15 protein-coding genes are annotated in these 15,518 nt (G+C 61.5%); 13 read left to right on the top strand and 2 right to left on the bottom strand.

Annotated elements, in window-relative coordinates; translation table 11 throughout:
* Window positions 1-61 precede the first annotated feature (61 nt).
* Genes AC1EJZ_RS02285 through AC1EJZ_RS02305 form a run of 5 tightly spaced genes read left to right on the top strand, consistent with a single transcriptional unit; the run spans window position 62 to window position 3,591 of the window.
* Window positions 62-1,060: an AAA family ATPase gene (locus AC1EJZ_RS02285; RefSeq protein WP_058237327.1), complete on the top strand. Its 999-nt coding sequence runs from the start codon at window positions 62-64 to the stop codon at window positions 1,058-1,060.
* Between the two features lie 21 nt (window positions 1,061-1,081).
* Entirely contained in the window at window positions 1,082-1,975 is an 894-nt protein-coding gene (locus AC1EJZ_RS02290; protein WP_058237326.1) for a DUF58 domain-containing protein, read from the top strand.
* Window positions 1,965-2,423: a hypothetical protein gene (locus AC1EJZ_RS02295; protein WP_058237325.1), complete on the top strand. Its 459-nt coding sequence runs from the start codon at window positions 1,965-1,967 to the stop codon at window positions 2,421-2,423. Before AC1EJZ_RS02290 ends, AC1EJZ_RS02295 begins: the two co-directional genes overlap by 11 nt.
* Complete coding sequence (locus AC1EJZ_RS02300; protein WP_480293873.1) at window positions 2,420-3,475, top strand: vWA domain-containing protein; 1,056 nt, start codon at window positions 2,420-2,422, stop codon at window positions 3,473-3,475. Before AC1EJZ_RS02295 ends, AC1EJZ_RS02300 begins: the two co-directional genes overlap by 4 nt.
* Window positions 3,460-3,591, top strand: a complete 132-nt coding sequence (locus AC1EJZ_RS02305; protein ID WP_480293874.1) for a hypothetical protein — start codon at window positions 3,460-3,462, stop codon at window positions 3,589-3,591. Before AC1EJZ_RS02300 ends, AC1EJZ_RS02305 begins: the two co-directional genes overlap by 16 nt.
* Here AC1EJZ_RS02305 and AC1EJZ_RS02310 read toward each other — a convergent pair.
* Window positions 3,588-5,135 (bottom strand): carboxylesterase/lipase family protein, encoded by a 1,548-nt coding sequence (locus tag AC1EJZ_RS02310; RefSeq protein ID WP_480293875.1) that lies wholly within the window; start codon window positions 5,133-5,135, stop codon window positions 3,588-3,590. The two genes, AC1EJZ_RS02305 and AC1EJZ_RS02310, sit on opposite strands and share 4 nt — an antisense overlap.
* 111 nt (window positions 5,136-5,246) lie before the next feature.
* Here AC1EJZ_RS02310 and AC1EJZ_RS02315 point away from each other — a divergent pair, with 111 nt between their 5' ends.
* The 8 genes from AC1EJZ_RS02315 (at window position 5,247) to purL (ending at window position 14,527) form a co-directional block, all read left to right on the top strand.
* Window positions 5,247-5,972 (top strand): TetR/AcrR family transcriptional regulator, encoded by a 726-nt coding sequence (locus AC1EJZ_RS02315; protein ID WP_058237322.1) that lies wholly within the window; start codon window positions 5,247-5,249, stop codon window positions 5,970-5,972.
* 295 nt (window positions 5,973-6,267) lie between these two features.
* The gene (locus AC1EJZ_RS02320) at window positions 6,268-7,266 is read left to right on the top strand and encodes a VWA domain-containing protein (protein ID WP_092648849.1); all 999 of its coding nucleotides are present in this window, start codon (window positions 6,268-6,270) and stop codon (window positions 7,264-7,266) included.
* Window positions 7,256-8,446: a hypothetical protein gene (locus AC1EJZ_RS02325; protein WP_092648848.1), complete on the top strand. Its 1,191-nt coding sequence runs from the start codon at window positions 7,256-7,258 to the stop codon at window positions 8,444-8,446. Before AC1EJZ_RS02320 ends, AC1EJZ_RS02325 begins: the two co-directional genes overlap by 11 nt.
* 161 nt (window positions 8,447-8,607) lie before the next feature.
* Window positions 8,608-9,945, top strand: coding sequence for a phosphoribosylamine--glycine ligase (gene purD / locus AC1EJZ_RS02330; protein ID WP_058237319.1), 1,338 nt, complete (start codon window positions 8,608-8,610; stop codon window positions 9,943-9,945).
* A gap of 46 nt (window positions 9,946-9,991) precedes the next feature.
* Window positions 9,992-10,891 carry a phosphoribosylaminoimidazolesuccinocarboxamide synthase gene (locus tag AC1EJZ_RS02335; RefSeq protein WP_058237318.1) on the top strand — a complete coding sequence of 300 codons (900 nt, stop codon included), beginning with the start codon at window positions 9,992-9,994 and terminating at the stop codon, window positions 10,889-10,891.
* A 58-nt stretch (window positions 10,892-10,949) separates the two neighbouring features.
* Complete coding sequence (locus tag AC1EJZ_RS02340; RefSeq protein ID WP_058237317.1) at window positions 10,950-11,228, top strand: phosphoribosylformylglycinamidine synthase subunit PurS; 279 nt, start codon at window positions 10,950-10,952, stop codon at window positions 11,226-11,228.
* Between the two features lie 8 nt (window positions 11,229-11,236).
* Entirely contained in the window at window positions 11,237-11,971 is a 735-nt protein-coding gene (purQ, locus tag AC1EJZ_RS02345; protein WP_257525574.1) for a phosphoribosylformylglycinamidine synthase subunit PurQ, read from the top strand.
* 156 nt (window positions 11,972-12,127) lie between these two features.
* Entirely contained in the window at window positions 12,128-14,527 is a 2,400-nt protein-coding gene (purL, locus tag AC1EJZ_RS02350; RefSeq protein ID WP_058237315.1) for a phosphoribosylformylglycinamidine synthase subunit PurL, read from the top strand.
* 93 nt (window positions 14,528-14,620) lie between these two features.
* On the opposite strand, the gene AC1EJZ_RS02355 is transcribed toward purL, so the two are convergent.
* Window positions 14,621-15,370, bottom strand: coding sequence for a GntR family transcriptional regulator (locus tag AC1EJZ_RS02355; protein WP_480293876.1), 750 nt, complete (start codon window positions 15,368-15,370; stop codon window positions 14,621-14,623).
* Between the last annotated feature and the right edge of the window lie 148 nt (window positions 15,371-15,518).

Consider the following 15,518-nt stretch of genomic DNA (forward strand, 5'->3'; position numbering starts at 1 on the left):
ATCAACCAAAGTGAGACAATGAGTGCGTCGATCGCACAGTTGAAGAAGAAAGATACTGTTCATGAGCCAGAGCCCGAACTATCTGACTGACGAGGAACTCTCCCACGCCAGAGACCTGCTGTCTCGGGTGGAACGCATTTTCGCTTCCCGTGTGGTGGGACAGGATGACCTGCGACGTGCACTGATCGCGTCACTGCTGGCACGCGGGCACATCCTGCTTGAATCCGTCCCTGGCCTGGCCAAGACAACAGCAGCCCAGACCCTGGCTTCAGCAGTATCCGGATCCTTCAGGCGTATCCAATGCACACCTGACCTCATGCCCAATGACATTATCGGCGCGCAGGTCTATAACCAGGCGACAGGCGAAATGGTCACGCAGCTCGGACCTGTTCACGCCAACCTCGTGCTCCTGGACGAAATCAACCGTTCCTCAGCGAAAACCCAGTCAGCCATGCTCGAGGCCATGCAGGAAGCTCAGACAACGATCGGCGGCGTGAACTACCCATTGCCCAAACCCTTCATGGTCATGGCTACGCAAAACCCCATCGAAGAAGAAGGCACCTACGTTCTGCCCGAAGCTCAGATGGACCGCTTCCTGATGAAGCAGATTATCACCTACCCTCAGCCTCGTGAAGAACTCGAAGTCCTCGAACGCATCGACGCGGGCACGATGGATGCGCAGATCCAGGAAGAACCGATCAGCCTCGAGGATCTGACAACGCTGCAGAAGATGACGAACCGCGTCTTCATTCACCACACCCTGAAGGCTTACATCGTTGACATCATCAACACCACGCGCGGCCAGGGTCCTCGCTACGTCGAGCCGGTGAGCAAACTGCTGCGCGTAGGAGCCTCCCCGCGTGGCGGTATCGCCCTGATGCGCGTCTCTCAGGCCCTCGCCTTGATGTCAGGTCGCAACTACGTCACCCCTGAGGAAATCAAAGCGATGCGCCATGCAGTGCTGCGTCACCGCATGATCCGCACCTATGATGCGATCGCTGACGGTGTGGACGTGGATCGCCTGATCGATTCTGTCTTCAACGCCGTCCCGGTGCCGTAAACACCCAGAAGGATCTGCATCATGGCATCAGGCACGTCTCGCGGCACGCTCCAGGCAATCGGCACTCGCGTCGAATTGCCTGTCATGCGGCGTCTCCTGTCGGTGATGGAAGGTCGGCACTCGTCCGAACGAACCGGGCGGGGCATGGAGTTTCGTGACATGGCGGTCTACCAGCGCGGCGACGATGTCAAGGACATTGACTGGAAAGCGACCGCCCGAGCCGGGGAACCCATCGTCAAGCGTCGTGAAGCAACCGCCAACGTGCAGATGATGCTGGTGGTCGACGCCGGGCGATCCATGGGCGCCCTCGCACCTTCGGGGGAGTCAAAGAACGAAGTTGCCCTGGAAGCGTGCCGCATTGTCGCGTGGCTGGCTTCCATGCGCGGCGACCAGGTAGGTATGGTTGCGGGCGATTCACGTCGTTTGCGGCACGTGCCCGCTCGCTCCGGCAACCAGCATGCGGAGATGATTTTGCGCCAGCTCAAGGCGAACATCGACCTGACAGCGCCTCCCTCGGACATGCACAGGCTATTGACGAGGGCGTTCGCCGCAACCCGCCGCCGATCCCTGATCGTCATCGTGACAGATGAGACGCGCCCGCAGTTGTCCGATGAGCAGGCCCTGAAACGCCTCACAGTGCGTCACCGCGTGATCGTCATGCAGGTGGGGGACATGCTGGCGGCATCCTTGCCGAAAGGGACTGAAGTGATCGACGTCAACGCCGGTCAGCTGCCTGAATTCGTCATCGGTGACAAGAAACTGGCGGAGCAGGCCGCGATCGTGGCGCGTCAACGCAAGCAGGCAGTGTCGGAGATGCTGGCGCGAGTGGGGGTCACTCAGGTGTCGATGGATTCGGTTGCGGCGGTGCCTGGTGCCCTTGTCACAGCGCTTGAAAGGAGCGGTCGTGCCCACTGATTCGCTGCAGGATACGCTGACCTACCCGCATTGGATGTGGATCACCGGCTGCGTCCTGATCCTGCTGGTCATTGCATGGCTGTCGATCTGCCTGTGGAGGTGGCGCAATGCGCGCGAAGCGGACCACCCCGAACTGATGACGATTTCACAGGCCGAAAAGAAACGCTACAACGAACTTCTCACGCAGATTGCCGCCCGGCAGGACGAGGGCGACCTGGACACACGCGGCGTGCACCTGGCCGTTGCCGGTTTGATGCGTGCGCTGGGAACTCAGCGAACGGGGCGTGACCTGGAAGTGGCCACCGTTGAAGAGATCCGCCAGCTGGTGCCCACGTGGACAGAGCTGGCTGACGTGCTGAACGCGTGCGAAGACCCCTCGTTCCAGGAGGAGAACCAGGCTGACACGCGTGCCGTGATTGCTCAGGCGCGGCGGGTGGTGGACTCATGAAATTCCCACTGTTTATTGCCGTCGTCATCGGCATTGTCGTTTTAGGGGCGCTGACCAGCTGGATCTTCTTTCGTGACCGGTCGCGCGCTCACCGCCACGAAGCGTGGGTTGCCAACAGTGGGTTCGTGCGGACGTTGCCGAAGTACCGCCAGCTGCAAAACCTTTCGCGCCTGGCGTTGCTGGGTGTGGTGATGCTGCTGCTGGGTTTGACGTTGAGCACTGCCGTGGTGGCGGCATCGCCGGTTGATCGGCGAGTGGATAACCAGAGCGTGCAGTCTCGTGACATGATCATGTGCCTGGATGCGTCAGGGTCGATGCTGCCATACGACATGCAGATCATTGAAACCTTCGATTCGATTGTGTCGGGATTTGCCGGCGAGCGTGTCTCCCTGCAGCTGTGGTCGGGCCGTTCCTGGATTGTGTTTCCTCTGACCGATGACTACGACATGGTGCATGAAGTCTTTGCCGAGATTATTGACACGATCGATTCCGGCAACTTCAACATGCCGGACAGTTTCTGGGTCATGACACCGGAGGTGGAGCGTTTATTCCGCCACATCAATGACCCGAAGATCTGGGATATTGACCCCAACGACCCTGATCCGGACACCTCCGACATCGTCTCCTCGCAGTCGGGTGACGGCCTGGCGTCCTGTGTGTACGGCTTCGACCACACAGACAAGGAGCGCTCACGCACGGTCCTGTTCGCCACCGACAACATGATTCAGGGCACGCCTTTGTATACCCTGCAGGAGGCCACTGACCTGGCGATCGAGTACGGCGTGACTGTCACGGGCCTGTACCCGGACCTGTCCCTGAGCTTCGGTGAAGCAGAAGAGATGCAGGAGCAGGTCGAACGCACCGGTGGGCAGATGTACGCGCTGGGTGACCCGAGCTTGACAGATTCGGTGGTGCAGGAGATCGAGGATGAGCAGACCGCCGAACTGTCAACGGGTGAGGTTGTGGAAACGGACCGGCCTGAAGGTGCTTTGTCGTTCGGCGGCTGGTGCCTGCTCGGCCTGCTTGCATTGGCGGCATGGATGCGCATCTAGCACCACTACCGCTCGTCAGGGTCATTGACGAGGGGACCGCGGCGCCACTGTCACGTGTGGTTGCTGAGAGTGCGGGCGCAGATGGCGCTGAAAACGTGGACGCTGCCGGTCGCTAGAAGTACAGGCGCACCTGCGCGGAATGCGGATCCCACCGCGGCCATGGCGCACTGTGGTGGCGAATGAAATACACCCAGTCCTCATGCATGGAGAGACTGTCCTCATCCAGTTCCCCGTCATAAACCGGCGCGTCGAAACTGTTGTGCAGCGTGGTGAGCGCGGATTGCGGCGGCTCGATGTCAGTGGGGAAGCGTACCAACGCGGTCTGAGCTTCTGGATTGTGGTGCACATCGAATGAGAACGGCAGATCGAAGCAGTGCTGGGAGAGTTGACGCGGCCACGGCCATTGAAAACAGTAGCGCCAGGTAGCAGCGCCACCCTCGTCCCTGGACTGCAGGCAGCGACGAAGCGGGGCGTGGACGAGCGGCTCGGTGCTGATCGCTTGGTTCAGGATCTGGCGAGGGTCGCGCAAGGCGCTCCAGCGTGCGACGAATCGGCGGGCATCGTCCGCGGTCCAGCCGCACGTCTGCAGAGCGGAGGCAATGGCTGCGGCCTGCTCGGTGGTGGCCGGGTTAGTGCCTGTGTCGTTTTCACCTGCGAACTCGTGCGCCGTCGAACCGATCAGCAGTGGCACCGAGGCGTGGCCGGGCGTGCGCGCAATTGCGGCTGGATGATCAGGCAGGACCGGGTCTCCGATGACGGGGCCGAAGGGGGAACGCTGCGGGCATTCGATGGTGAGCGGATCGCAACCGTCAGCGTCAACCTGCATCTGCGCCGTCTCGCCTAGCGCGATGATGAGGTGCTGTTGAGCGGAGTAGATGGTTTCCTCGCTCAGGGAACACCAACCGTCGAGGGTGGCGGGGATACCCGCTGCGAGGGCCATGTGTACGGCCGTGACGTGAGAGTCGTCAACGGTCAGCGTGATGGGCAGGGGAGATTGACAGATGGCGGCGTGGAATAGTCCCTCGGCTTGCCCGGATGCCATGAGTGCGTGGATGCAGGCTGCTCCCGCGCTGTGACCCGCCACGGTGACGTTATCGGGGTCACCGCCAAAGCTCGCGATATTGTCTCGCACCCAGGTCAGCGCCATGATCAGATCGAGCAGCGCTCTGTTCGTGGGCGCATCGGAGCCGTCGACCCAGCCGAAACCGTCGAAGCCAAGGCGATACGACACGCTGACCGTCACGATGCCGTCGCGGTTGAAGGCGTTCCCGTCGTACCAGGGGGACGAGGGAGACCCTGCGACGTATCCACCGCCGTGGATCCACACCATGACGGGTGCGCGCGCATCGGTGCGGCCGGGATGAGGCGTAAAAACGTTGACCAGAAGCGTGTCATCGCCGGCGATTGACGGTTCAGGGATGGTGGTGACATCAAGGAGCGCATGCCTCTGCGCAGTGGCGCCGGGGCGCGTGGCGTCGATGGGCTGCTCCCAGGGTGAGCGGCGCCGTGGGGCGAGGAAACGCAGAGGACCGGTCGGTGGCTGCGCGAAGGGAAGGCCGTAGAACGCCCACGAGTCGGATCCAGGGTGGGATGTTGGCCGGCAGATACCCTGCACGGGGCCGCACGGTGCATCGACGATCATGGTGTCACGTGGACTCATTGCCAGTGTCACTCCTTCATGTGGGACGTTCCCATTGTGTCAGCGTGAAGCGTGAGGAGGCATTGGCGCCCGCAATATGGTCGCTTTGTTGCTGTTTTGTAGCGTGACAGCATGTCGAAAACCGGTGAGCTGCGCATGGTGATTGAAAATGAGCCATCCTCGGGGAACAATCACACTATGGCCACACGCGAAGAACCACGAAAGCGCCGTCAGCCGGGACGTCCTCCCGCCGGCAGTGAAGACAAGCGCGCCCGAGTCCTGCACGAGGCGGTCGAGCTTTTCGCTCATCAGGGATATGCGGGAACATCTCTGGCGGAGATCGCGCGGGCAGCGGAGATCTCCAAAGCCGGGTTGCTGCATTACTTCCCGTCCAAGGATGCGCTTTTCGCGGCCGTTCTGACCCAGCGTGACCAGAAAACTCACGAGGAATTCCTCCTCGATTCGACCGACGACCCGTGGAAGCTCCTTGACCAGTGGGTGCACCTGATTGAACGGAATGTGCAGGATCCCACCGGGGTGGCGCTCTACTCGGTGATGAGTGGCGCTGCCGTGAGCGATGAGCATCCGGCTCATGAATGGTTTACCGGTCACCTCGCCACAACGATTGAAATGTTGACCCGCGCTTTTGATGAGGGGAAGAAAGCGGGAACTGTAAGACCGGATGCGCCGTCTCGATCTCTCGCGCGCTGTCTGGTAGCTCTTTCTGACGGGCTGCAGGTGCAGTGGCTGGCGGCCCGAGCGTGCCACGACAAAGACAAGGCCACCGTGTTCGGCACGGACCTGGTCACCGAAACCCGCATGCTTGCCCAGGCTATTCGCAGTACGTGGGGCATGTAAGTCGAAACTGGTCGGGCGCTTCTTTGTGGGTCGCCCCAATGTACTCGCGCAAGGGTGAGGCACATGTGATGACACGAGCGTAACGGATGGAAAACGACTTGAGCATCATGGGTCGTGATGGATGTTCCAATTTTCAGATTTCCGCTACTGTGGTACTTGCAGACCTGAGTTTCTGCGCGAGAAGTCCCCTGTGGCGGAAGCGATCTTCACGGGGAGCATTCTTCGCAGGAGGTTTCCACTTGTGGGAACGGGTCGGCGCACCAGGCAACCGAGCTGAGGCGAAGGAGATAGACGCGTGATTTTCCGCCCCATTGTCTCCCTGTGGGTCCTCGCCATCTTCTTTATTGCATGCGTGGCACTGTGCGTCTGGGGCGCTCGCAGACGTGCGATGAGTTCGCGCGTGAATCTGGTTCGCCGCCTTCTGATCGTCTCACTCATGACATTCATGCTTGCCGGCCCGTCCATCAAGCAGGAGTCGCACAGCACCACCTCGGATGTTGAACTGTGGTTCGTTATCGACCGCACCGGATCGATGGCGGCCGAAGATTATGGTCCTGACCGTTTGCCGCGCCTCGACGGCGTCAAAGCGGATATTGCCACGATCGTTGACCACATGCCTGCCGCCAGGTTCTCAATCTTCACGTGGGATCGTGACATTGAGCGGGTTTTGCCCGTCACCAGCGACATCGGCGCGATCGACTCGTACATGCAGAGCATGGGCCAGGAACTGTCCTCCTCGTCCCAGGGCTCATCATTGGCGCGCCCTGTGAGTGACCTGCGCAGCTACCTCACCAAGGCTCAGGAATCGCGCGGCGGAAACTCGCGCTATGTCGTCGTCATGGGCGATGGGGAGAACACCGAGGATGCCTCGCAGGGAGTTGGGGACTGGCGTTCAGTGGCAGAGGCATGTGACGGTGCGCTGGTCATCGGGTATGGAACTGCCGAGGGGGGCCGGATGAAGGCGCGTTCACTCGATCAATCCCAGTCCGGCTACATCCCCGACCCACAGGACCCTTCCAGGGACGGGATCTCATCTGCGGATGAAGGTGCCTTGCGTGAGGTCGCCAGTCAGCTCGGTGCTGACTATGTCCATTCGCCCGATAACGGGTCGATTATTGACCATGCTGCTCAGTTCAACTCTGAGGGCAAGCTGATATCGGAGTCACGTGACACAGTTGAGGTGTACCGCTACTACGTCTGGCCGTTCGCATTGGTGTTTGCCGTGTTGCTGGCATGGGAAGCCTCGGCAATCGTGGCCCGCATGCGCAAGATGAGGAGGGCTCATGTCATCTGATCAGCCACCGTACGACTCTGCTCGTCCGCAATCCTCTGCGGGCGGCGCCAGTGCGCAGGCTCCACATGACGATGCCAGCGCGCATCCTTCGCGTGCAGGTGCGTCGTCGCACGGTGGGCGCTCTGTCGGTAAAGCTGCGTCGAAGACCCGTGCCCGCGGGTCGCTCGCATTATTGTGGTGGACGTTGCCGCTCATGCTGATCGTCTTGCTGGCAGCGGCATTCCTGATCGGATTGACACTGTGGTCGCACGCATCTGGGGTGGCATACCGCTCCGGAAATTACGACAAAGCGATGGGCGGCTACGACGGTCAGATGACGGTCACTCAGCGCGGACCGGAGCGGTGGCTTGCGTTCTACAACAAGGGCACGACTTTCCTGGCTGAAGGCGAGGTTGACGGCGGTGTTTCTCAGTTGTCGACTGCGTTCGAGCTGGTGCCCAAGGCCGTCAAGAACGAGGACGGCACGATCGAGCCTTACTCCTATGAATGCATGGTCAGGAATAACCTGGCCGTTGGAAAAGAGATCATGGCTGACGGGCTGGAAGCTCAGGGTGATCATCTGGGCGCGCGTGATACCTACGACGAGGCGCTCGAACTGATTCAGATCTGCCGGGCGCCCGATGATACCAGTCAGCCGCAAAGTGGTGACCAGTCTCAAAGTGGTGACGAGCCGCAAAGCGATCAGTCACAAAGTGGCGATAATTCCCAAAGCGGTGATCAGTCCCAGAGCAGTGACCAGTCGCAAAGCAGCGACCAGTCGCAAAGCGGTGGCGGATCGGATTCGGACTCCGGCTCAGATTCAGATTCCGACTCTGATTCCGGTTCTGATTCGCAGTCCGATCAGCAGTCCTCGCCGGCGGATCAGACAAATGACCGCATTTCACCTAAGCGCGATCGTGCGAATGACCAGCTGCCTGACGGTCAGAAGGATCGAAAGGACGGGGAACAGGACGATTCTGATGGCCAGGGTGGCGGCACCCGTCAGCCCCAGCCGAAGCCCGATCAAGGCAATGATCCGAACTCCACGCCTGCTCCAGAAAAGCGCGAAGATCCGTACGCGGATGAAACCCAGGAGGAGAAGGATCGCCGCGAGGAACTCAACCGGCGCTCGAAGGAAACCAACAGTGACGTCGACCCGTTGGATGGCAGCCGCGACACCAGGCCGAATGGCAAGTGGTGACGCGACCGGCTTAGACAGAGATCGCGTACAGGCTCCGCCGTATTTGTCCGGTCATATGTACTCGACATAGGACATGACAAAGCCTGTGGGGGTGACTGGTCTAACCGAAAGTAGGGGACTGAGGCGTCGTTTACGGCCTGACAGTTCGGTAGGCTGAAGGTGTGAAGGTTCTGCTCATTGGCAATGGTGGGCGCGAACATGCCATCGCGCGCGCACTGATCCGTACTGGCGCACACTCCCGTGTTCTGGCTGAACGCGGCACACCGCTTGAACTGTTCGCTCAAGCCGGAAACCCCGGAATCGACCGCATCGCCACGCCCGTGGACTTCGGTGATGCCAACCCCGCTGACCCGAACAGCTCGGACGCCATCGCGCAGCGCGCACGCGACCTGAACGCTGACCTGGTCATCATCGGACCGGAAGCCCCCCTCGTCGCCGGACTGGCTGACGCGGTTCGCGCGCAGGGCATCGCATGCTTCGGCCCAGGCAAGGAAGCCGCCCGCCTCGAAGCATCAAAATCTTTTGCCAAAACTGTCATGGACGAGGCCGGCGTCGCCACTGCCCGCTCCTTCACCTGTCAAACAATGGATGAGGTCGACCAGGCGCTCCGCACATGCACCACCCCTCACGTTGTCAAAGACGATCAACTGGCCGCAGGCAAAGGTGTGCTGGTTACCGCTGACTCTGACGCTGCACGCGAACATGCGCGCCACTGTCTGGATCGTCCCGACGGTGCCGTTGTCATCGAGGACTACCTCGATGGGCCGGAAGTCTCCCTGTTCTGCATCAGCGACGGTACACACGTCGTCCCACTGGTTCCGGCACAGGACTTCAAACGCCTTCAGGACGCCAATGAAGGGCCGAACACCGGTGGAATGGGTGCCTACTCGCCGCTGCCGTGGCTCCACGACGGACTTGCCGACGAGGTTGTTCGCACCATCGCAGAACCAACGGTGCGCCGCATGGCGCAGCGCGGTACGCCGTTCACCGGTCTGCTGTACTGCGGGCTGGCGATGTCCTCGAACGGAGTGCGTGTCGTCGAATTCAACGTCCGCTTCGGTGACCCGGAAACACAGGTCGTCCTGGAGCGCCTCGAATCCCCACTGCTTGACCTGCTCGACGCAGCATCGCGCGGTACCCTTGACCAAGTCGCGGCCCCGACCTGGAGTGACGATGCGGCAGTCACCGTCGTCCTGGCCTCACCTGGATACCCCGTTCGTGCGCGCACCGGCCAAACGATCCGCGGAGCCGAAGCCGCAGAGGAACTCCCCGGAGTCCACCTCATCCACGCCGGCACGAAAAGTGTCGGCGCAGCGCAGGACAGTGAAGCGCACGCCACCCTCGTCGCTGATGGGGGACGCGTACTGGACGTCGTGGCGCGTGCAGCAACCATTGACGAGGCGCGGCGCGCAGCGTACGAGGCAATCGGGCGCATTGACTTTCCTGAATGTCAATTCCGGCGCGACATCGCGCAATGGCCAGACGGACTCAGCGCCTAGGCGCACGCATATCAGCAGTTCAGCGCAAGGAGTGAGGGAGAAGAAAATGAGTGAGGCAGTCGAACTGGACGGGTGGACACACGTTAATTCTGGCAAGGTGCGTGACCTGTACCAAAGTGAGGACGGGCGCGTACTCCTGATGGTCACGTCGGACCGTATCAGCGCCTACGACTATATTCTGCCCACCGAAATCCCCGGCAAGGGCCTGGTGCTGACAGGACTGTCGACGTGGTGGATGAACAAGCTCGATTCGATTGTGGGGAACCACCTGCTTGATGAGCCGGTGCCCGCCCAGGTCGCAGGGCGCGCAGTAGTGTGCAAGAAGCTCACCATGTATCCCATCGAATGCGTGGTGCGTGGATACCTGACCGGCTCCGGTCTGGCGGAATACAAGCAGTCCGGCACAGTGTGCGAGATCCGCCTGCCGGAAGGCCTGACCGAAGCTTCGAAACTGCCTGAACCGATCTTCACCCCCGCAGCCAAGGCTGAACTGGGTGAACACGACGAAAACATCTCCTTCGAGCGTGCAGCCGACATGGTGGGGCGCGACGTGGCGGCAGCGCTGCGCGACACGTCCATCAAGCTGTATTCGGAGGCGGCGCGCATCGCTCGCGAGCGCGGCGTCATCATCGCTGACACCAAGTTCGAGTTCGGTGTGGATCCTGACAGTGGCGAGCTGGTCCTGGCTGATGAGGCACTCACGCCGGACTCGTCGCGTTTTTGGCCCGCCGACCAGTGGGTTGAAGGCCAGGTGACCCCCAGCTTCGACAAACAGTATGTGCGCGACTGGCTGACCTCCGCAGAATCCGGGTGGGATCGCGCCAGTGGCGAGCAGCCGCCGCGCCTGCCTGACCGGATCGTTGAGGCGACACGTCAACGCTACGTCGATGCGTACACGCTGCTCACCGGTCAGGCACCGGAACCGGGCAACCAGCCACGTCAGTGAACCGTTTGACAGAGCTACCACATTAACCGCCGACACCTTAAGAAACCAGGAGGACCCAGTGGGCCGAATCATTGTTGAAGTGATGCCGAAACCAGAAATCCTTGACCCGCAAGGAAAAGCAGTCGGATCCGCACTGCCGCGACTGGGAATTTCCAGTTTCACATCTGTGCGTCAGGGCAAGTGCTTCCACCTGGATGTGGAGGGCGCCGTCACGGATGAGCACCTCGCCCAGGCACGCCGCGCCGCTGAAGAAGTCCTGTCAAACCCGATTATTGAGGACGTCGTGCGCGTCGAAGAACTTCTCGTTGACGAGGGCGCTCACGGTGATGCGCAATGAGTCCGAAGGTGAAAATCGGAGTCGTGACTTTCCCGGGCACGCTCGATGACCAGGATGCGGCTCGCGCTGTGCGTCTGGCCGGAGGTGAGCCGGTGCGCCTGTGGCACAAGGACACGGACCTGCAGGGCGTGGGCGCAGTAATTCTGCCCGGTGGCTTTTCCTACGGTGACTACCTGCGGTGCGGCGCCATTGCAGCGGTGTCCGCCATTATGGGGCCGATCGTTGACGCGGCCCGCACAGGCATGCCGGTGCTGGGCATCTGCAACGGTTTCCAGGTTCTGTGTGAGTCACACCTGCTGGAAGGCGCACTGATCCGCAACACGCACCAGAAGTTCATTTGCCGCGATCAGACGCTGCGTGTGGAGAACGCGGACACCGCGTGGACCTCGAGCCTGACGCAGGGACAGACGATCACAGTCCCACTCAAGAATGGCGAAGGCTGCTTCCAGGCTGACGCCGACACGATCAAGCGGCTTGAGGATGAGGGTCGCGTCGTGTTCCGCTACGTGGATGTCAATCCGAACGGGTCGGCTCACGACATTGCCGGCATCACGAATAAGCAGGGCAACGTTGTTGGCCTCATGCCGCACCCCGAGCACGCCGTGGAAAGCGGTTTCGGACCGGTTCGTCGCGCGCAGCGCTCGAAATCATTCGGCGGGGACGGCTCCGTTGAGGTTTCCGGACATGGCGGCACCGACGGCCTGACACTGTTCGCTTCCGCACTGGCCACATTGGTGGGGTAAGTGAGGCATGACGACGCAGCGGCGTTCGCCCTCGTCCATGACCCCGCTATCCACAACCCATACACAATTTGATCCACAGGGAAGCAGGCGCGACGGCGCCACCGTCCACAAGCATGTGGACACAGCCTGTGGACAACTGAGAATCTGGAGCTTGACATGACCCCCACACATGACGCTGACCGCGGCGCGGCAGGCGCGCCTATCCCGGTCGAAACCCCCGACACCGTTGAGGACGCCGCGCGCACGCCCGACACAGCGATGCCCTACCGCGAACTCGGCCTGAAAGACGACGAATACCAGCGCATCTGCGAGATCCTGGGACGCCGCCCCACCAACGCGGAACTGGCCATGTACTCGGTGATGTGGTCCGAGCACTGCTCATACAAGTCCTCGAAGAAACACCTGGGCGAACAGTTCGGCAAGAAAACCACTGACGACATGCGCGAACACCTGCTGGTCGGCATGGGACAGAATGCCGGCGTCGTCGACGTCGGCAACGGCTGGGCTGTGACATTCAAAGTCGAATCGCACAACCACCCCTCATTCGTGGAACCCTATCAAGGTGCTGCCACGGGTGTGGGCGGCATCGTCCGCGACATCATGTCGATGGGTGCACGCCCGGTAGCCGTGATGGACCAGCTGCGTTTCGGCGCACTCGACCACCCGGACACCGCCCGTGTCGTGCACGGCGTGGTGGCCGGTGTCGGCGGATACGGCAACTGCCTGGGCCTGCCGAACATCGGCGGCGAAACCGAGTTCGACCCGTCCTACCAGGGCAACCCGCTGGTCAACGCCCTGTGCCTGGGCGTGCTGCGTCACGACGATATCCACCTGGCGAACGCGTCCGGTGAAGGCAACCTGGTGGTGCTGTTCGGTGCACGCACCGGTGGCGACGGCATCGGCGGCGCCTCGATTCTGGCGTCGGAAACCTTCGACGACGGCATGCCCACTAAGCGCCCCTCGGTGCAGGTCGGTGACCCCTTCATGGAAAAAGTGCTGATCGAATGCTGCCTCGAGCTGTTCGACGCAGGCGTGGTGCAGGCCATTCAGGACCTGGGCGCGGCGGGAATCTCGTGCGCCACCTCGGAACTGGCTGCCAACGGCGATTCCGGTATGCATGTGGATCTTGAGAACGTGCTGCTGCGTGACCCGACCCTGACAGCCGGTGAGATCCTCATGTCCGAATCGCAGGAACGCATGATGGCGATCGTGACCCCTGAAGATCGTGAGCGCTTCTTCGAAATCATCGACAAGTGGGACGTGGAAGCCGCCGTGATCGGCACGGTCACCGGTGATGGCCGCCTGACGATCGACCACTTCGGCCAGCGCATCGTGGATGTGGATCCCAAGACCGTGGCGAATGAAGGACCGGTCTATGACCGCCCGTACGCGCGTCCCGCATGGCAGGACGAGCTGCAGGACAACACTGTGGAGGCAGCCGGCTTGGCGCGCCCGCAGACTGCCGCCGAGTTGGATGAGGCGCTGCGCACGGTGCTGTCGGACGTCAACCAGGGGTCGAAAGCGTGGGTGACAGATCAGTACGACCGTTACGTGCAGGGCAACACGGCGCTCGCGCAGCCCGATGATGCCGGCGTGGTGCGCGTCGACGAAGAAACCGGTGCGGGCGTGGCGCTGTCAACGGACGCGAACGGCTGGTTCACCAAACTTGACCCGTACGAGGGTGCCCGCCAGGCGCTCGCGGAAGCCTACCGCAATGTCGCGACGGTGGGTGCTCGCCCCGTGGCAATCACGAACTGCCTGAACTTCGGTAATCCGGAGGATACGGACGCGATGTGGCAGCTGGTCACCGCGATGGAAGGCCTGGCTGACGGTTGCGTGGAGATGGGTGTGCCGGTGACCGGCGGAAACGTCTCCCTGTACAACTCCTCGGGAACGGAAAAAGGTCAGTTTGATTCCTCGATCAACCCCACCCCGGTGGTCGGCTTGCTGGGCGTGATGGATGACGTGCGTCGCGCAAATCCGTCTGGCTGGACCGCTGAAGGGCTGGCTGTGGTGCTGCTCGGCTCCACCCGCGATGAGCTGGACGGGTCGGCGTGGGCACGCATCGTGCATGATCACCTCGGTGGCCTGCCCCCGAAGGTTGATCTGGAAGCCGAGATGGCATTGGGCCGAGTCCTGGAAGCACTGTCTGCGGCTGACGGCCCTGATGGACAGCCTTTGATCCGCGCGGCACATGATCTGTCGAATGGTGGTCTGATCCAGTCGCTGGTGGATTCGGCGCTTCGTTTCGGCATCGGCGGCAGTTTCGACATCGCGCAGGCAGCTGGCATCGCAGGCGTGGATGACTTCGTCATGTTGCTGTCTGAGTCGCAGGGCCGAGCGATGGTGGCCGTGGCCGAAGAATCCTTGCCGGCGGTGTACGCAGCTGCAGAGGCTGAGGGCGTGCAGGCGGCGCGCATCGGCACGACCGGTGGCGACATGGTGGTGATCACCGGCGGTGACGTACTGACTGATTCAGGCAACGGCAACGGCTGGATGGCTGACATCACCGAGCTTCGCGACATGCAGGAAAGCGCGCTGCGTTCGCGTTTCTAGGTCGCCGGTTCGCGGCGGTCGGGCGCCCTCGTCAATAACTCTTTTTGGAGAATTGGCGAGGGCGTCGCTGTGTATTGATCGAATCGTCGGGCGTCAGTTGGATCGCTGCGCGCGCACGACGCGTGCGCTCATCACTGCCGGGTTCTGATAGATCAGCGTGACGGCAACGGCCAGGCCGTCGCGCACTTCGGCGGTTTGAGTGGATCGCAGGATGGGAGTGCGCAATTTGATGCCGAGCGTTTCGGCAACTGTCAGCGGAGCGCATATGGCTTCCACAGTCGCGTCGTTGCGTTCGATGCGGATACCCCATTCGTCGGTGAGTTTGGTCAGCGTGGTCACTGACTCGATCAGCGGGCTCGGATCCAGGTCAACACCGTCAATGCTGAGCGGAATGTGATCGTAGACCAGCATTGCGGGAGCCCCATCCACACCGATGACGCGCGTGATGCGCCAGCATTCCTTGTCAGAGGTGGGTGGCAGAAGCGTGCGCACAATCGTGGGTGGCGTGACTTTTTCGCATGCGGTTTCCAGGTAGGAAACCTGGTGGCCACGCTGGACGAATGTGCCGAACACTGTGTCGATTGGCTGGACGTCGACGAAGACCTGGTCAATATGTTGGGGGAGCTCGGCGGATTTGCGCACGAATGTACCGGCACCCCAGCGGCGTTCCACCTTGCCTTCAAGCCAGAGCTGTTCGAGGGCTGCGCGCACAGTGGTACGCGACACCGACAGCAGTGTGGCGAGGTCTTTTTCCGAGGGAAGACGGTCACCGGGCTTTAGATGCTGGTCGATGTGAGATCGCAGTTCCTGGCATGTTCTGGCCGACAAGTGTGTTTCTTGCATCAGGGTCATCTTATTGCAGTACGGCGGGTTTTTCCCTGTGGCGTCGGTCGGGCACACCGCAGGTTAGCACCTCCGTGAATCTTCATGCAGCTCACGCCAGTTTTAATAAATTTCGTGTGCAAAACCGACGTGCCTAGGTCTCACGGAA

Source organism: Pauljensenia sp. C0170B5 (assembly GCF_056590195.1).